The sequence below is a fragment of the Stenotrophomonas sp. 2694 genome (assembly GCF_040548715.1).
GTDB classification, from domain to species: Bacteria; Pseudomonadota; Gammaproteobacteria; order Xanthomonadales; family Xanthomonadaceae; genus Stenotrophomonas; species Stenotrophomonas indicatrix.
Genome location: NZ_JBEPSG010000005.1, coordinates 88811 through 105308 on the forward strand (window position 1 = coordinate 88811; position 16498 = coordinate 105308).

The 16498-nt window shown below is 68.5% G+C and carries 18 protein-coding genes; all 18 read left to right on the plus strand.

The genetic code is table 11. From position 1 onward, the window contains the following. Positions 1-66 precede the first annotated feature (66 nt). The 18 genes from ABIA73_RS08375 (at position 67) to ABIA73_RS08460 (ending at position 16485) form a co-directional block, all read left to right on the plus strand. Positions 67-813, plus strand: coding sequence for a beta-ketoacyl synthase chain length factor (locus ABIA73_RS08375; RefSeq protein WP_279208192.1), 747 nt, complete (start codon positions 67-69; stop codon positions 811-813). Beyond that, entirely contained in the window at positions 806-1603 is a 798-nt protein-coding gene (locus ABIA73_RS08380) for a lysophospholipid acyltransferase family protein (protein ID WP_025878020.1), read from the plus strand. Before ABIA73_RS08375 ends, ABIA73_RS08380 begins: the two co-directional genes overlap by 8 nt. Beyond that, positions 1590-1847 (plus strand): phosphopantetheine-binding protein, encoded by a 258-nt coding sequence (locus tag ABIA73_RS08385; protein ID WP_005411610.1) that lies wholly within the window; start codon positions 1590-1592, stop codon positions 1845-1847. The genes ABIA73_RS08380 and ABIA73_RS08385 overlap by 14 nt, the downstream gene beginning before the upstream one ends. A gap of 16 nt (positions 1848-1863) precedes the next feature. After that, positions 1864-2121 (plus strand): acyl carrier protein, encoded by a 258-nt coding sequence (locus ABIA73_RS08390; RefSeq protein WP_025878014.1) that lies wholly within the window; start codon positions 1864-1866, stop codon positions 2119-2121. 22 nt (positions 2122-2143) lie between these two features. Further along, the gene (locus ABIA73_RS08395; protein WP_032976935.1) at positions 2144-2695 is read left to right on the plus strand and encodes a COG4648 family protein; all 552 of its coding nucleotides are present in this window, start codon (positions 2144-2146) and stop codon (positions 2693-2695) included. Then, entirely contained in the window at positions 2688-4376 is a 1689-nt protein-coding gene (locus ABIA73_RS08400) for an ApeI family dehydratase (protein ID WP_279208193.1), read from the plus strand. Before ABIA73_RS08395 ends, ABIA73_RS08400 begins: the two co-directional genes overlap by 8 nt. Further along, a complete protein-coding gene (locus ABIA73_RS08405; protein ID WP_080149573.1) occupies positions 4366-5136 on the plus strand; it encodes a glycosyltransferase family 2 protein in 771 nt (256 codons plus the stop codon). The genes ABIA73_RS08400 and ABIA73_RS08405 overlap by 11 nt, the downstream gene beginning before the upstream one ends. 1 nt (position 5137) lies before the next feature. Then, positions 5138-6079 (plus strand): lysophospholipid acyltransferase family protein, encoded by a 942-nt coding sequence (locus ABIA73_RS08410; protein WP_025878007.1) that lies wholly within the window; start codon positions 5138-5140, stop codon positions 6077-6079. Then, positions 6069-7619, plus strand: a complete 1551-nt coding sequence (locus ABIA73_RS08415; RefSeq protein ID WP_279208194.1) for an HAL/PAL/TAL family ammonia-lyase — start codon at positions 6069-6071, stop codon at positions 7617-7619. The genes ABIA73_RS08410 and ABIA73_RS08415 overlap by 11 nt, the downstream gene beginning before the upstream one ends. Then, positions 7606-8037 carry an acyl-CoA thioesterase gene (locus tag ABIA73_RS08420; protein ID WP_025878003.1) on the plus strand — a complete coding sequence of 144 codons (432 nt, stop codon included), beginning with the start codon at positions 7606-7608 and terminating at the stop codon, positions 8035-8037. The genes ABIA73_RS08415 and ABIA73_RS08420 overlap by 14 nt, the downstream gene beginning before the upstream one ends. Further along, positions 8034-8663: an outer membrane lipoprotein carrier protein LolA gene (locus tag ABIA73_RS08425; protein ID WP_354275638.1), complete on the plus strand. Its 630-nt coding sequence runs from the start codon at positions 8034-8036 to the stop codon at positions 8661-8663. Before ABIA73_RS08420 ends, ABIA73_RS08425 begins: the two co-directional genes overlap by 4 nt. Next, the gene (locus tag ABIA73_RS08430; RefSeq protein ID WP_088101872.1) at positions 8656-11001 is read left to right on the plus strand and encodes an MMPL family transporter; all 2346 of its coding nucleotides are present in this window, start codon (positions 8656-8658) and stop codon (positions 10999-11001) included. The genes ABIA73_RS08425 and ABIA73_RS08430 overlap by 8 nt, the downstream gene beginning before the upstream one ends. Before the next feature lie 62 nt (positions 11002-11063). Beyond that, positions 11064-12338, plus strand: coding sequence for an NAD(P)/FAD-dependent oxidoreductase (locus ABIA73_RS08435; protein WP_032976809.1), 1275 nt, complete (start codon positions 11064-11066; stop codon positions 12336-12338). Next, on the plus strand, positions 12326-12880 hold the full coding sequence (locus ABIA73_RS08440) for a DUF3261 domain-containing protein (protein WP_033832520.1): 555 nt from the start codon (positions 12326-12328) through the stop codon (positions 12878-12880). The genes ABIA73_RS08435 and ABIA73_RS08440 overlap by 13 nt, the downstream gene beginning before the upstream one ends. Further along, entirely contained in the window at positions 12877-14064 is a 1188-nt protein-coding gene (locus ABIA73_RS08445) for a beta-ketoacyl-[acyl-carrier-protein] synthase family protein (protein ID WP_025877995.1), read from the plus strand. Before ABIA73_RS08440 ends, ABIA73_RS08445 begins: the two co-directional genes overlap by 4 nt. Then, positions 14061-14519, plus strand: a complete 459-nt coding sequence (locus tag ABIA73_RS08450; protein WP_025877993.1) for a hotdog family protein — start codon at positions 14061-14063, stop codon at positions 14517-14519. Before ABIA73_RS08445 ends, ABIA73_RS08450 begins: the two co-directional genes overlap by 4 nt. Next, the gene (locus ABIA73_RS08455; protein ID WP_279208197.1) at positions 14516-15247 is read left to right on the plus strand and encodes a 3-ketoacyl-ACP reductase FabG2; all 732 of its coding nucleotides are present in this window, start codon (positions 14516-14518) and stop codon (positions 15245-15247) included. Before ABIA73_RS08450 ends, ABIA73_RS08455 begins: the two co-directional genes overlap by 4 nt. Next, positions 15247-16485: a beta-ketoacyl-ACP synthase gene (locus ABIA73_RS08460; protein WP_025877989.1), complete on the plus strand. Its 1239-nt coding sequence runs from the start codon at positions 15247-15249 to the stop codon at positions 16483-16485. Before ABIA73_RS08455 ends, ABIA73_RS08460 begins: the two co-directional genes overlap by 1 nt. Positions 16486-16498: the final 13 nt, after the last annotated feature.

The following is a 16498-nucleotide window of genomic DNA, read 5'->3' on the forward strand; positions in this document are numbered from 1 at the left end:
GGGGGGCAGCCGCGTGTCGCCGTAATGGCTCGAGACTCTCGTTCGCCCATCGAAACATCACCGGTAATGATCGAATTTTCCGTTGTCGACTGGGCCGCCTGGGCGCCTGGCCTGACCGAGCGTAGCCAATGGATGGGCTGGGCCGGAGCACCGTTCCTGCCGCAGGGCGAGGACACGCCGGCGCTGGCCGAGATTCCGGCCATGCAGCGCCGCCGGATCGAGCGCCTGGGCCGCATGGCGATCCAGGCCGCGTGCTGGTGCGAGGACGGGCAGGGCGCTGACAGCCAGGTGCCGCTGGTGTTCGCCAGCCGCCATGGCGATGTCGCCCGTTCGATGGACCTGCTGGGCTCGCTGGTGGACGATCAGCCGCTGTCACCCACCGGCTTCGGCCTGTCGGTGCACAACGCGATCGCCGCGCTGTATTCGATCGCCCGCGGCCACCGGGGCAACTACCTGGCGTTGTCCGCTGGCCAGTCGACGGTGGAAGCGGCGTGCCTGGAGGCCGTCGGCCTGCTTGGTGATGGTGCCAGTGAAGTGCGGATCGTGGTCTATGAGTCGCCGTTGCCCGACGTTTACGCCGAATTCGCCGACGAACCCGACCCGTTCTTCGCCTGGTGCTGGCGCCTGGCACCCGCCGGTACTGCCGGCGGCAGCGATCTTTCGCTGTCCTGGCAGGTCGCCGGCGACGCCGAGCCGACCGCGCCGGGCGTGTTGCCGCATGCGCTGGACCTGCACCGCTTCCTGCTGGCCGGGGATCCGCAGCTGCAGCACGTGACCCAGGGCCAACGCTGGTCCTGGCGCCGCCGTGGCTGAGGCGCTGCGCCGCCTTGATCATGCCTGGCGGGTGTTCGGCACCGGCCTCAGCTTCGCCGCGTTTGGTGTCGGCGGTCTGTTGCTGGGTGTGCTGGTGATGCCGGTGCTGCTGCTGATGCGCGACCCGGTGGCGCGTCGCCGCCGGGCCCGCCGGCTGGTCCAGCGTGCCTTCGCCAGCCATGTGTGGCTGATGTGCCGGCTGGGCGTGATGACCCTGCAGGTCGACGGGCGCGAACGCCTGCAGCGCGACGGCCTGCTGGTGCTGGCCAACCACCCGACCCTGATCGACGTGGTCTGCCTGATCGCCCTGCTGCCCAACGCCGACTGCGTTGTGAAGCGGGCGGTGGCCTGCAACCCGTTCATGCGCGGCCCGGTGCGTGCCGCCGGTTACATCTCCAATGACGACGGCGCTGGGCTGGTCGATGACTGCGCGGCGGCCGTGCACGCCGGCGGCACCCTGGTGATCTTCCCGGAAGGCACCCGCAGCGTGCCGGGGCAGCCGTTGCGGCTGCAGCGTGGCGCGGCCAACATCGCCGTGCGCGGGCGCCTGGACATCACCCCGGTGCGCATCACCTGCACCCCGCCGACGTTGACCAAGGGCCAGAAGTGGTATCGTGTACCCTCACGTCGTTTTCACGTTCAGCTGCAGATCGGCGAAGATATCCCGATCGCGCCGTTCCTGGCCGAAGATGACTCGCCAAGGGGGGATGCCCTGGCGGCCCGTCGCGTCACCGACCACCTCACTCGTTATTTCGACCTGTCTGGAGATCCGACCCGTGCAAGCACTTGAGCACGAGATCAAGGAATTGATCATTTCCTCGCTTTCACTGGAGGACATCACCCCGGAGGACATCGATCCGACCGCGCCTCTGTTCGTGGAAGGCCTCGGCCTGGACTCGATCGATGCACTGGAACTGGGCCTGGCGCTGCAGAAGAAGTACGGTGTCAGCCTCTCGGCCGACTCGGAAGAAACCCGTCGCCATTTCTCCAGCGTGCGCGCGCTCGGCGAGTTCGTCGCCGCCCGCCAGTCGTAAGGCGCCAGGAACTGCCATGACCAAGAATGAACTGTTCGAGCGCATCGTCCGCATCCTGACCGACAGCTTCGAGATCGAGCCGGCGCGGATCAGCCCGGAATCGCGCCTGTACGACGACCTGGACATCGACAGCATCGATGCCGTGGACCTGATCGTGCAGCTCAAGCCGCTGCTCGGCCGCAACCTGCAGCCTGAAGCGTTCAAGGCCGTGCGCACCGTCCAGGACATCGTCGATGTCGTGCATGGCCTGCTGCCCGGTCAGGCCGCTGCCTGACAGCAGCACGGACGCCGCGACCATGGCACGGGCACGCATGGTCGTGGTGGCAGCGATTTCGCTTGCCTATCCGGTGCTGGTCTACCTGGCGATGGGCCGCTTCGAGCCACGCTGGCTGTCGCTGCTGCTGTTCGCGCTGGCCCTGCTGCGCGCGCTGAGCACCCGCCAGCCCTTGTGGTGGGCCGCCGCCGCCGGCGCGGGCCTGCTGGCCGGGCTGGCCACCGTGCTCAACCAGGCACTGCCGCTGAAGCTGTACCCGGCGCTGGTGAACGTGGTGATGTTGACGGTGTTCGCCACCAGCCTGCGCTTCGGTCCGCCGCTGGTGGAACGCCTGGCGCGCCTGCAGGAGCCGGACCTGCCACCGTTCGCGGTGGTCTATACCCGCCGCGTCACCCAGGTGTGGTGCGGCTTTTTCGTTCTCAATGGTGGTCTCGCCCTGCTCACCGCGCTGTATGCGTCGGACCGGGTCTGGATGCTCTACAACGGAATGTTGGCGTACGTGATGATGGGATTGTTGTTCGGGGGCGAATGGCTGGTACGGCGTCGGGTCAAGGCAGCGCACGCGCATGGCTGACTGGATTGCCCTGGACCGGCTGCTGATCGCGGCGCAGCCCGGTCGTGACATCGGTATCTGCGATGGCACTGCCCTCGACCATGTCGCCTTCCGCCTGCGCGTACTGGCCTGGCATGACGCTTTCAGCGCTGCCGAAGGTCGTGACTGGGCGCTCTACTTCGATGACACCGTGGCCTTCGCTGCAGCGTTGTTCGGTGCCTGGCATGCCGGCAAGCGGGTGTTCCTGGCCGCCGACAACCTGCCCGCGACATTGCAGGCGCTGCAGCCGCAGGTGAGTGGCTTCGCAGGTGACCTGTCGGCGGATTACCAGCCGTTGCAGGCCACCGACAGCGCCGCCGACGACGTGGCGCTGCTGCCGTTGGACGAGCGTGCCTGCGAACTGTGCGTGTTCACCTCCGGCAGCACCGGCCAGCCCAGCGCGATCAGCAAGCGGCTGGACCAGCTGGCGCGCGAAGTCGATGCGCTGCAGGCTGCCTTCGGCGCCCAGCTCGACGGTACCCAGGTGCATGGCACCGTGTCCCACCAGCATATCTACGGCCTGCTGTTCCGCGTGCTGTGGCCGCTGGCTGCTGGCCGTGCGATCCAGCCCCGGCGCTTCTTCCACGAAGACCTGGTGGGCGCGCTGGCCGGTACCGACACGGTGCTGGTGGCGACCCCGGCCCATCTCAAGCGCCTGCCCGAGCAGCTCGACTGGGCCAGCCTGCACGGCCGCCTGCGTGCGGTGTTCTCCTCCGGCGGCCCGCTGCCCGAGGACGCCGCGCGCCAGGTCCGCCAGTGGTTGGGCGTGGCGCCCACCGAGGTTTACGGCAGCAGTGAAACCGGTGGCATCGCCTGGCGCCGCTGGGACACCGATGCACCGCCGTGGCAGCCGTTGCCGGGCGTGCAGTGGCGGATCGAGGAGGACTGCCTGGCGGTGGCCTCGCCGCACCTGGAGACGTTGGACTGGTGGCGCACCCAGGATCGCGTGGAAGCACTGGCCGATGGCCGCTTCCGCCTGCTGGGCCGTGCCGACCGCATCGTCAAGATCGAAGAACGCCGCGTTTCGCTGGATGCACTGGAGCGCGCGCTGCGCGAGGATCCAGAAGTCGAGGACGTGCGCGTGCTGGTGCTGCAGGGCCAGCGCGAGCAGTTGGCGGCCGTGGTGGTGCCGGCCGATCCGGCGTTGGCACGTGCCGGTGACAGCGCACGGCGTGCGCTGGGACAGCGGCTCGGTGCGCGGTTGGCGCAGGGCCACGATGCGGTCACCCGGCCGCGGCGCTGGCGCCTGGTCGAATCGCTGCCGATCAATGCCCAGGGCAAGGTCACCCAGGCCGCACTGGTGGCGTTGTTCCAGCCGATGATGCCGGTGCCGGTCTGGGACTGTCGCGACGAGGCGGCGGCCACCCTGCGGATGACGCTGGACCCCGCGCTGCGCGCGTTCCAGGGCCACTTCCCGCAGGCGGCGATCCTGCCCGGCGTCGCCCAGCTGGACTGGGCGGTGCGCTTCGGCCGCCAGGCCTTCGTGTTGCCGGTTGGTTTCCAGCGCATGGATGCAGTGAAGTTCCAGCGCGTGGCCCGCCCCGGCGACGAGCTGACCCTGCACCTGGACTGGGACACCGGGCGCGGCGTGCTGACGTTCCGCTACACCTCGGTGCATGGCGTGCACGCCAGCGGCAGGGTGGTGTTCGCCGATGCGCATTGAGCCGGCCACCGCTGGCGGCGCGTTCGCGCCGCTGGTGGTCATTCCCGTGTACGACCACGAACACGCCATCGGCGCGGTCGTCGATGGCGTGCAGGCTGCGGGCCTGCCCTGCCTGCTGGTCGACGATGGCTCGCAGCCGTCCTGCGCGCTGGTGCTGCGGGAACTGGCACAGCGAGCGGGTGTCGACCTGCTGCGGCTGGACGTGAACCAGGGCAAGGGTGGTGCGATGCTGGCCGGTTTCGCCGAAGCGCAGCGTCGTGGGTATACCCATGTGCTGCAGATCGATGCCGACGGCCAGCACGACACCGGCGACCTGCCGCGCTTCATCGACGCCGCCCGCGCGCGGCCGGACGCCGTGATCTGCGGCATTCCCGCCTACGATGCCAGTGTGCCGAAGGCGCGCCTGTATGGTCGCTACGCCACCCACATCTGGGTGTGGATCAACACGCTGTCGCTGCACCTGCGCGACACCATGTGTGGATTCCGGGTGTATCCGCTGCCGCCGGTGCTGCGCCTGGTCGGCGAGGAAACCATCGGCCGGCGCATGGATTTCGACACCGAAGTGATGGTGCGCCTGTACTGGCGGCAGGTACCGGTCGACCACCTGGCTACGCGGGTGACCTATCCCGCCGACGGCGTTTCGCATTTCGATGTGTGGCGCGACAACGTGCGCATCAGCCGCATGCATACCCGGCTGTTCTTCGGCATGCTCTGGCGCGCGCCGCGCCTGCTGTGGCGCCGCCTGCAGGGGCAGGGCTGAGATGAGCCACGCGCACGACGCCCCGCACTGGGCCGACATCGGCGAGTCCACGTCGGTGGCCGGCGTGCTGTTCCTGTGCTGGGTGCACCGCTGGTTCGGGCGCTGGCCGTTCCACCTCTGCGTGTGGCCGGTCGTGGCCTGCCACTGGCTGGGCAACCGCGTTGGTCGCCAGGCCTCGATGCAGTACCTGCAGCGGCTGCAGGCCCATGCCGGTGCGCTGGGCCATGCGCCCACCCGGCGCGACAGCCTGCGCCACTTCTTCAGCTTCGCCGACACGATGCTGGACAAGATTCTCGGCCTCGGCGGCCGCTATCCGCCCGAGCGCATCCGCCTGCAGCGTGACCTGGTGCTGGGCAGGATCGCGCGCCGCGAAGGCGGCCTGATCCTGACCGCACACATCGGCTGCCTGGAACTGTGCCAGGTGCTGGCCGAGCAGGTGCCGGGCTTCCGCATCACCGTGCTGGTGCATACCGCGCACGCGCAGCGCTTCAACCGGCTCTTGCAGCGGCTGGACCCGCTGGCCGCGGTGGAGCTGGTGCAGGTTACCGAGATGGGCCCGGCCACGGCGATGATGCTGGCCGACAAGGTCGCCTCGGGGGGCTTCGTCGCCATCGTTGGCGACCGCGTGCCGGTGCAGGGCGGGCGCAGCGTGATGGCTGATTTCCTCGGCCACCGCGCGCCGTTCCCGATCGGCGCCTATGTGCTGGCGGCCGCGCTCGGCTGCCCGGTCTACACGATGTCGTGCCTGCACCAGGGCGACGGCTATCGGGTGGCATTCGAACAGTTCGCCGACCGCGTGGTGCTGCCGCGCGGTTCACGCGATGCCGCACTGGCCGAACAAGCGCAGCGCTTCGCGCGCTGGCTGGAACTCCAGGTCATCCAGTCCCCGCTGGACTGGTTCAATTTCTTCCCCTTCTGGGATCAGGCTCCTCATGACGATTGACGCCGTACCCGTGTGCCGTTTCGGCGATGCACCGCTGACCATCGAAGACGTGATCGCCCTGGCCCAGCGCAAGTGCGAGGCCGCGCTGAGCGATGTGCCGGCGTTCCGCGCACATATCCAGCGTGGTGCCGACTTCCTCGACCGCCTGCTGCGCGAGGATGGCGTCATCTATGGCGTGACCACCGGCTACGGCGATTCGTGCACGGTGAACATTCCGCCGGCACTGGTCGCCGAGCTGCCGCACCACCTGTACACCTACCATGGCTGCGGCCTGGGCCGTTACCTGGACCCGGCCGAGACCCGCGCCGTGCTGGCCGCGCGCCTGGCCTCGCTGGTGCGCGGCATGTCCGGCGTCAGCGTGCCGTTGCTGGAAGGCCTGGCCACGCTGCTGCAGCACGATGTGCTGCCGTTGATTCCGGCTGAAGGCTCGGTGGGCGCCAGTGGCGACCTGACCCCGCTGTCGTACGTGGCGGCCGTGCTGTGCGGCGAACGCGAGGTGCTGCACGACGGCCGCGTGCAGCCGGCTGCCGACGTGCTGGCGAAGATCGGCATGACCCCGCTGAAGCTGCGGCCGAAGGAAGGCCTGGCGATCATGAACGGCACGGCGGTGATGACTGGCCTGGCCTGCCTGGCCTGGCAGCGCGCCGATTACCTGGCACGCATGGCCACGCGCCTGACCGCGTTCAACGTGCTGTCCAGCGATGGCAACGCGCACCATTTCGATGAAACCCTGTTCGCCGCCAAGCCGCACCCGGGGCAGTCGCGCATTGCCGCACGCCTGCGCAGCGACCTGCACAGCGAGCGCCCGCCGCGCAACGAGCAGCGCCTGCAGGACCGCTACTCGCTGCGCTGCGCGCCGCACGTGATCGGCGTGCTGGAAGACACCCTGCCGTTCCTGCGCCAGCTGATCGAAACCGAACTGAACAGCGCCAACGACAACCCGCTGATCGACGCCGACGGCGAGCGCATCCTGCACGGTGGCCACTTCTACGGCGGGCACATCGCGCTGGCGATGGACACGCTGAAGAATACGGTTGCCAACATCGCCGACCTGCTCGACCGGCAGCTGGCGCTGGTGGTCGACGCCCGCTACAACCACGGCCTGCCGGCCAACCTGTCGGCGGCCACCGGCCCGCGCGCGGCGATCAACCATGGCCTGAAGGCGCTGCAGATCAGCGTTTCGGCGTGGACGGCCGAGGCCCTGAAGCAGACCATGCCGGCCTCGGTGTTCTCGCGGTCAACCGAATGCCACAACCAGGACAAGGTCAGCATGGGCACCATCGCCGCGCGCGACTGCCTGCGCGTGATCGAACTGACTGAACAGGTGGTGGCGGCCATGCTGATCGCTGCCCGCCAGGGCCTGGCGCTGCGCGAACGGGTTGGCATGAACGCGCAGCTGCATGGCAGTCTGGCCGACATGTACGCCGACCTGGGGCAGCGCATCGCCCTGGTCGAAGAAGACCGCGCGCTGGATCGCGAACTGCGGGAACTGCTGGTGGAGATCCGCGCGCAACGCTGGGAGCTGTATGTCGGTGAATGAAGGTAACGAACTGGTCGGTGAGGTCGAGCTGGCCCCTGCTTTCCATGACTGCGATCCGATGAACGTGGTCTGGCATGGCAACTACTTCAAGTACTTCGAGATCGCGCGCTGCGCGTTGCTGAAGCGCTACGACTACGACTATCCGCAGATGCTCGAATCGGGCTACCTGTGGCCGGTGGTCGACGCGCGGGTGAAGTACGTGCGGCCGTTGCTGTTCGGCCAGGCGCTGCGCGTGCGCTCGCGCATCGTCGAGTGGGAGAACCGGCTGAAGATCGAATACGAGATCCTCGATGCGGAAAGCGGCCAGGTGCTGACCCGCGCAATGACCATCCAGGTCGCGGTCGACGCGGCCAGCAAGGAAATGCTGTACCAGTGCCCGCCGGTGCTGTGGCAGCGTCTTGGAGTGCCTGCCCCGTGAACCGATCCCTTCCTCTTACGCGCGTGCTGCTGTGCGCGCTGCTGCTGGTGGCCGCACCGCTGGTGCAGGCGGCCGATGCCGCCGTCGATGCCATCACCCAGGCCGTCGCCCGACCGGACGTGCTGCGCGGGCAGTTCACCCAGGAAAAGCAGGTCAGCGGTTTCAAGAACCCGCTGCGTTCGCAGGGCCAGTTCGTGGTCGCGCGCAAGCACGGCGTGATCTGGTCCACGCTCAAGCCGTTCCCGTCGGAGGTGGTGGTCACTGCCGACCGCATCCTCAGCCGCCAGCGCGATGGCAGCACCCGCGTCGAACTGGACGCGCGCCAGCAGCCGGCGATGCGCTCGGTCAACGCGATCATGTTCGCGTTGATGAGCGGTGACGTGCAGGCACTGTCCAGCCAGTTCAACGTCGAGGCCACCCGTGAAGGGCAGGGCTGGCGCCTGAAGCTGACGCCGAAGTCGGCGATGCTGGCCAAGGCCTTCCAGTCGCTGACGTTGCAGGGCGACCGTTACGTGCGCCAGGTCGAGATCATCGAAGCCAACCAGGATCGCACCCGCATCCAGTTCACCGCGCTGAGCGAAGCGCCGGCCGCGCTGAACGCCGACGAGGCGCGCCGCTTTGAGTGACAGCGCCGCACCGGATCGCCTGCGCCGCTGGTGGCACTGGCTGGGCATCGCCTGGCTGCTGCTGTTGCTGGTGCTGGGTGCGCAGCAGTGGCGACTGTGGAGCCAGGAGTCGCGGATCGACACCGACATCCTCGCCCTGCTGCCGCAGGACGCGCACGACCGCCTGCTCAGCGACGTCACCCGGCGCATTGCCGATGGCAGCTCGCGGCAGGTGGTGGTGCTGCTCGGCAGTACCGACGGTGCCGCTGCCAAGCGCGCGCAGGCCGCGTTCGCCGCGGCGATGGCCAGTGATGCCGACAGCGCGCTGCTGGTGCCCAGTGGTTCGATCGAAGGCTGGTTCGATGAGGCGCGTGCGTTCTACGCACCGTACCGTGATCGCCTGCTGACCCCGGCCCAGCGCGAGCAGTTGCAGCAGGCCGAACCCGGTGCGTTGGCCGAACAGGCACTCGGCGCGCTGTACGGCCCGATGGGCGCGCCGCGGTTGACCGAGTGGCGGCAGGATCCGCTGTCGCTGTGGCCGCAGTGGTGGCAGCAGCAGGCCCAGGGCTCCGGCCTGCGCCTGGGCGATGACGGCCTGCTCGAGGCCGAAGGCAAGCACTGGGCGGCGCTGCAGTTCGATACGCCGGGCTCGGCCTTCAGGCTCGATGGCGAGCGTCATCTCGATGGCCTGCTCGAACGCGCCGGACAGGCGGCCAAGGCCGCTGCGCCGGATCTGGAGATCCTGCATGCCGGCGTGCCGTTGCATGCCGAAGCGGCTGCCGTGCAGGCCAACCAGGAGATCAACACCATCGGCTGGGGCTCGCTGGCGGCGGTGCTGCTGCTGGTGTGGCTGGCGTTCCGCTCGCTGCGGCCGATCCTGCTGGTTGCCGCTTCGTTGCTGATCGGTTGTGGCGTGGCGCTGGCGGTGACCGTGCTGGTGTTCGACAAGGTGCATGTGCTGACCCTGGTGTTCGGTGCCTCGCTGGTTGGCGTGGCCGAGGACTACGGCATCCACTGGTTCGCTTCGCGCCAGGCCGAGCCGGCCGACCGTCGCTGGAAGCTGCTGCGGCATCTGCTGCCGGGCCTGTGGCTGGCGCTGCTGACCAGTGCGCTGGCGTACCTGGCGCTGGGCCTGGCGCCGTTCCCCGGCCTGCGGCAGATGGCGCTGTTCTCGGTGGTGGGGCTGGCCGCTGCCTTCCTCACGGTGATCTTCTGGTTCCCGTGGCTGGACGGTGGCGAGATCCGTACCACCCGCTTCGCGCAGTGGCTGGGCAACACGCTGGAGCGTTTCCCGCGCCTGCACGGGCGTCGCCCGGTGGCGATCTTCCTCGGCGTGGCCGCGCTGGTGTCGGCCATCGGCATCGCCCGCCTGCAGAGCAACGACGACCTGCGCAGCCTGCAGTCGTCGCCGCCGGCGCTGATGGCCCAGCAGATCCGTCTCAGCCAGTTGCTGGGCATGCCCAGCCCGGCGCAGTTCTACCTGGTGCAGGGCAGCGATGCCGCACAACTGCTGCAGCGCGAAGAAGCGCTGACCACGCGCCTGCGTGAACTGACCCACGACAAGCGCATCGGCGGTTACCGCGCAATCAGTGACTGGTTGCCATCGCCCGCACGGCAGCAGGCCGATGCGGCGTTGACCGCCAGGGTGGAACCCGGCGTGCTGGCCGCCGTGGGCGAAGCGGTGGGCGAGCCCCTGCAGCGCCCCGCATTCGCAGCGGCGCCGCTGAGCGCCGAGGCCTTCCTCGCCTCGCCGGCGTCGCAGCCGTTCCGCCACCTGTGGGTCGGCAATGTGGGCGGGCAGATGATCAGCGTGGTGATGGTCGATGACCTGTCGCGCGCCGATGCACTGGCCACCCTGCGCGGTGCTGCCGAAGGCCTGGACGGCGTGCGCTGGGTCGACCGTACGGCCGATTTCTCGCAGCTGCTGGGCCACTACCGCAAGCTGATGGGCGGCCTGCTGCTGGTCGGCATCGTGCTGGTGTTCGGCGCCCTGTGGCTGCGCTACCGGCGCCAGGCCTGGCGCGTATTCGCACCGACCCTGGTGGCCGGCGCGCTCACCCTTGGATTGCTCGGCCTGTTCGGCCAGCCGCTGCAGCTGTTCAACGTGCTGGCACTGATGCTGCTGCTGGGCATGGGCATCGACTACGGCATCTTCCTGATCGAGCACCGCGGCGATGCCAGCGCCTGGCTGGCGGTATGCGTGGGTGCGGCCAGCACCTGGCTGTCGTTCGGCCTGCTGGGTCTTTCGCAGACGCCGGCGCTGCGTGCGTTCGGGCTCACCCTGCTGTTCGGCATCGGCCTGGTGTGGCTGATCTCGCCGCTGTTCCGGCCGCCACCGCATGACGCTCCACCGGCCTGACCGGGCACGCTTCATTCCGATTCCTCCGCTTTTCCACCTGATCGAGCAACAAGGACGCACCGATGACTACTGCTGTGGATGCCGCTGATTCTTCCCGCCACGAAGACGTGGAACGTACCGAGATCCTGATCATCGGCGCCGGCCCGGCCGGTTCGGTGGCCGCGGCGATGCTGCGCCAGCAGGGCCGCAAGGTACTGATGCTGGAGCGCCAGCAGTTCCCGCGCTTCTCCATCGGCGAGAGCCTGCTGCCGCAGAGCATGGAATACATTGAAGCGGCGGGCCTGCTGCAGGACGTGGTCGAGGCGGGCTTCCAGTACAAGAACGGCGCGGCCTTCGTGCATGGGAAAGCGCGCACCGCGTTCGACTTCAGGAAGAAGTTCTCGCCGGGCTGGGGCACCACCTACCAGGTGCAGCGCGCCGACTTCGACAACGTGCTGGCGCGTGGCGCCGAGCGCATGGGCGCGACCCTGCGCTTCGGCGACGAAGTGCTGTCCGTCGAGCCGGGCGAGCAGCCGCTGGTAAGCGTGCGCCGCCCCGATGGCAGCGAGTACCGCATCGAAGCCGATTTCATCCTCGACGCCTCTGGCTTCGCGCGCCTGCTGCCACGCCTGCTGGACCTGGAATCACCGTCCAACTTCCCGGTGCGGGGCGCGATCTTCTGCCACGTGCGCGACAACATCCCGGCCGAAGCGGAATTCGACCGCAACAAGATCCTGATCACCACCCATCCCGAGCACATCGACGTCTGGTACTGGACGATTCCGTTCTCCAACGGCTGCTGCTCGCTGGGCGTGGTCGCCGAGCCATCGTTCTTCGAGCGCTACGAAGGCGACGACCTGCAGAAGCTGCAGGCCATCGTCGGCGAGGATCCGAACCTGACCTCGCTGCTGGCCAATGCCGAATGGGCGGTGCTGCCGGTGCGCCGCATCACCGGCTATTCGGCCAATGTCAGCTCGCTGTGGGGCCCGGGTTATGCGCTGCTGGGCAACGCCGGTGAGTTCCTCGACCCGGTGTTCTCCTCCGGCGTCACCATCGCGTTCAAGTCGGCGCAGCTGGCCAGCGAATGCCTGAAGCGCCGTTACGCGGGCGAGACCGTGGACTGGGAAAGCGAATTCTCGATTCCGCTGCGTGCTGGTGTGAAAACCTTCCGCCGCTTCGTCGAAAGCTGGTACCAGGGCGGCTTCCAGAAGATCATCTACCACCCCGACCAGCAGCCGCAGGTACGCGACATGATCAGCTCCATCCTGGCCGGCTACGCCTGGGACACCAACAATCCGTATGTGGCCGACGACAGTGGACGTCGCATGCGCGTGCTGGAGGAACTGTGCAGCGCCTGATCGTCCGCCTCTCCGCGGTCCTGCTGTGCCTGCTGCTGGCCGCCTGTGCCAGCCGCATGCCGCGGCCGCTGGTCGACCTGCCGCCGCTGCGGCTGGCACCGTCCAGCCTGCCGGCGCCGCTGGCCCTGCAGCAGCAACTGCACTTCCGCTTCGGCAGCCACGAGCGTGATCTGGATGCGCTGCTGGAAGCCGACGCGCAGCAGGTGCGGCTGGCCGTGCAGGCGATGGGCCAGACCGGCGTGCGCCTGCAGTGGGACGGCCAGCAGCTGACCCAGCAGCGTGCACCGTGGCTGCCGCCACAGGTACGTGCCGAACGCGTACTGGATGACCTGCAGTTCGCGCTGTGGCCGACGGACGCCATTGCCGCCGCGCTGCCGGCCGGCTGGCAGGTGAGCGACGACGGCCGCCAGCGCAGCCTGTCCCGCGACGGCACCGTGTGGCTGCAGCTGCAGCGCCTGGGCGATGGCAGCGTGCAGCTGGACAACCGCGCCGAGGGCTACACCCTGCGCATCGAATCGATCGACATGGCCGGCCAGGAATGAAGAGCGCTCCCATTTTCCTGAACGACCTCGGCGTGGTCTGCGCGTTGGGCGAGGGCCGCACCGCGGTGGCTGCTGCGCTGTTTGCCGATGCGCCCGGCGGCCTGAGCGACAACGCCAACCTGCTGCCGGGTCGCACGCTCGCGCTGGGCGAAGTGCACAGCCCGCTGCCGACGCTGGAAGAACTGCCGGTGTCCCTGCGTGGCCGCAACAATGCTCTGCTGGACGTGGCACTGGCGCAGATCGCGCCGGCCGTTGCCGATGCCATCAACCGTTACGGCGCCGAGCGTGTGGCGGTGGTGCTGGGCACCAGCACCTCGGGCATCGGTGAATCCGAGCAGGCGCTGCGTACCCGCGCCGAGCACGGTCATTGGCCCGAAGGCTTCGACTACGCACAGCAGGAAATGGGCACCGCCGCGCAGTTCGTGCGTGAGCGCAGCGGTGCCCTGGGCCCGGCCTGGACGCTGTCCACGGCCTGTTCGTCCAGCGCCAAGGCGTTGATGTCGGCCGCGCGCATGCTGCGTTCGGGCATCGTCGATGCGGTCATCGCCGGTGGTGCCGATTCCCTGTGCCGGTTCACCGTTGCCGGGTTCAGCGCGCTGGAATCGGTCTCCGCAGTGCGCTGCAATCCGTTCTCGCAGCATCGCTGCGGGATCAACATCGGCGAAGGCGCCGCGCTGTTCCTGCTGACCCGCGATGCAGGCCCGGTCAGCCTGGCGGGGTGGGGTGAGTCGGCCGACGCGCACCATATGTCGGCACCGGACCCGCAGGGTCTGGGTGCCATCGATGCCCTGCAGCAGGCGTTGCAGCGTGCTGGCTGGGCACCTTCGGAAGTGGATTACGTGAACCTGCATGGCACCGCGACAGGCCACAACGACGCCATGGAAAGCCACGCCGTGGCGCAGGTGCTGGGCACCGCCGTGCCGGCCAGTTCGACCAAGCCACTGACCGGCCACACGCTGGGTGCGTCCGGTGCGATCGAAGCGGCGCTGTGCTGGATCCTGCTGGCCGAGAATCCGCAGCAGCAGCTGCCACCGCACTGGTGGGACGGCGTGGCCGATCCGGCGCTGCCGGCGTTGCCGCTGGTAGCCCCGGCGACCTTCCTGCAGCAGCTGCCGCGGCGGGTGCTGAGCAATTCGTTCGCCTTCGGCGGCAGCAATGCCGTACTGGCACTGGAGCGCCGATGAACATGCCGCTGTATGCCATCGAAGAGGTGGTGCCGCACCGCCAGGACATGTGCCTGCTGGACCGCATCCTGCGCTGGGACCAGGACGGCATCGAGGCGGAACTGGTGGTGCCCGAGGCCGGCCTGTTCATCGAAGACGGTGCGGTCCCGGCATGGGTCGGCATCGAATACATGGCCCAGGCCATCGCTGCCTGGGCCGGCTGCCGCGCACGCACGGCCGGCAACCCGCCGCAGCTGGGCTTCCTGCTTGGCAGCCGGCGCTACACCAGCACGCGCAGCAGTTTCCCCAGTGGCACCCGCCTGCAGGTGCAGGCGCGTTGCGAGCTGTTGGGCGACAATGGATTAGGGATGTTCGCCTGCCGCATCCTGGCAGGCGAAGAAGAATGGGCGGTTGCCAACGTGTCGGTGTTCGAACCGGCCGACTCGATGGCCTATCTGGAGAGTGGACAGGCATGACAGGGAATCCAAGCGTGCTGGTGACCGGCGCGAGCCGGGGCATCGGCCGGGCCATTGCGCTGCGTATCGCGCGCGATGGCTTCGACGTGGTGGTGCATTGCCGCAGCCGTGTGGAAGAAGCACAGGCGGTGGCCGACGAGATCCAGGCGCTGGGCCGGCAGGCGCGCGTGCTGGCCTTCGACGTGGCCGACCGTGCTGCCGCGCGTGCTGCGCTGGAGGCTGACGTGGAGGCACATGGCGCCTATTACGGCGTGGTGTGCAATGCCGGCATCGCCCGTGACGGCGCGTTCCCGGCATTGTCCGAGGACGACTGGGACCAGGTGATCCACACCAACCTGGACGGTTTCTACAACGTGCTGCATCCGCTGATCATGCCGATGGTGCGGCGGCGCAAGCCGGGCCGCATCGTCACCCTATCCTCGGTGTCCGGCGTGGCCGGCAACCGTGGCCAGGTCAATTACAGTGCGGCCAAGGCCGGCATCATCGGTGCCAGCAAGGCACTGGCGCTGGAACTGGCCAGCCGCCAGATCACCGTCAACTGCGTGGCCCCGGGCCTGATCGAGACCGACATGCTCAACGAAGAAGTGGTCGATCACGCATTGAAGCTGATCCCGGCCGGCCGCGTCGGCCGTCCCGAGGAAGTGGCGGCCACGGTCGCGTTCCTGCTGTCCGAGCCGGCCGGCTACATCACCCGCCAGGTGATCTCGGTCAACGGAGGGATGATCTGATGGCCGCCGATCGTCGCGTGGTGGTCACCGGTGCTGCCGCCATCAGTCCGCTCGGCCACGACTGGCCGACCATCCAGGCCCATCTGCGCAGCTGCCGCAATGCTGTGCGTTCGATGCCGGAATGGGATGTGTATGCGGGCCTGAACACCAAGCTTGCCGCGCCGGCGCAGGACTACGAGCTGCCGCCGAACTACAACCGCAAGACCACCCGCTCGATGGGCAAGGTGGCGATCATGTCGGTGCGCGCCACCGAGGTCGCCCTGCGTGAGGCGGGCCTGTTCGAGCACCCGGTGCTGCGCAGTGGCCGTACCGGCGTGGCCTATGGCTCGTCGTCGGGCAGCCACGAAGCCACCGGCGAATTCGGCCGCATGCTGCATGAGTTCACCACCGACGGCATCAGCGCCACCACCTACCTGAAGATGATGAGCCACACCGCGCCGGTCAACATCGGTGTGTTCTTCGGCTTGTCCGGGCGTGTCTACACCACTTCCAGCGCCTGTACGTCGGGCAGCCAGGGCGTGGGCGCCGGCTATGAAGCGATCCGCAGCGGCAAGCAGACGGTGATGGTGGCCGGTGGGGCCGAACAGCTCGACGCCACGGCTGCGGCGGTGTTCGACACCCTGTTTGCCACCAGCACGCGCAACGATGCACCGCACACCACCCCGCGTCCGTTCGATGCCGGCCGCGATGGCCTGGTGCTGGGCGAGGGCGCCTGCACGCTGATCCTGGAGGATCTGGAACACGCGCAGGCACGCGGCGCGACCATCCTCGCCGAGATCGTCGGTTACGGCACCAACAGCGACGGCCAGCACGTCACCCAGCCCAGCGCCGATACCATGGCCCAGGCCATGCGCCTGGCGCTGGAAGACGCCGGTCTGCAGCCGGCACAGATCGACTACGTGAACGCCCATGGCACCGCCACCGACCACGGCGACATCGCCGAGACCCAGGCCACCGCCCAGGTGTTCGGCAGCCGCGTGCCGATCAGCTCGTTGAAGAGCTACGTCGGCCACATGCTGGGCGGTTGTGGCGCGTTCGAAGCCTGGATGAGCATCGAGATGATGCGCGCCGGCTGGTTCGCGCCCACCCTGAACCTGGTCGAGGTGGACCCGCGTTGCGGCCAGCTCGACTTCATCACCGGGCAAGGCCGCGAGCTGCAGGCCGAGTACGTGATGAGCAACAACTTCGCCTTCGGCGGCATCAACACCTCGCTGGTGTTCCGCCGCTGGAGCGCGTGACCCCGCCGTACCC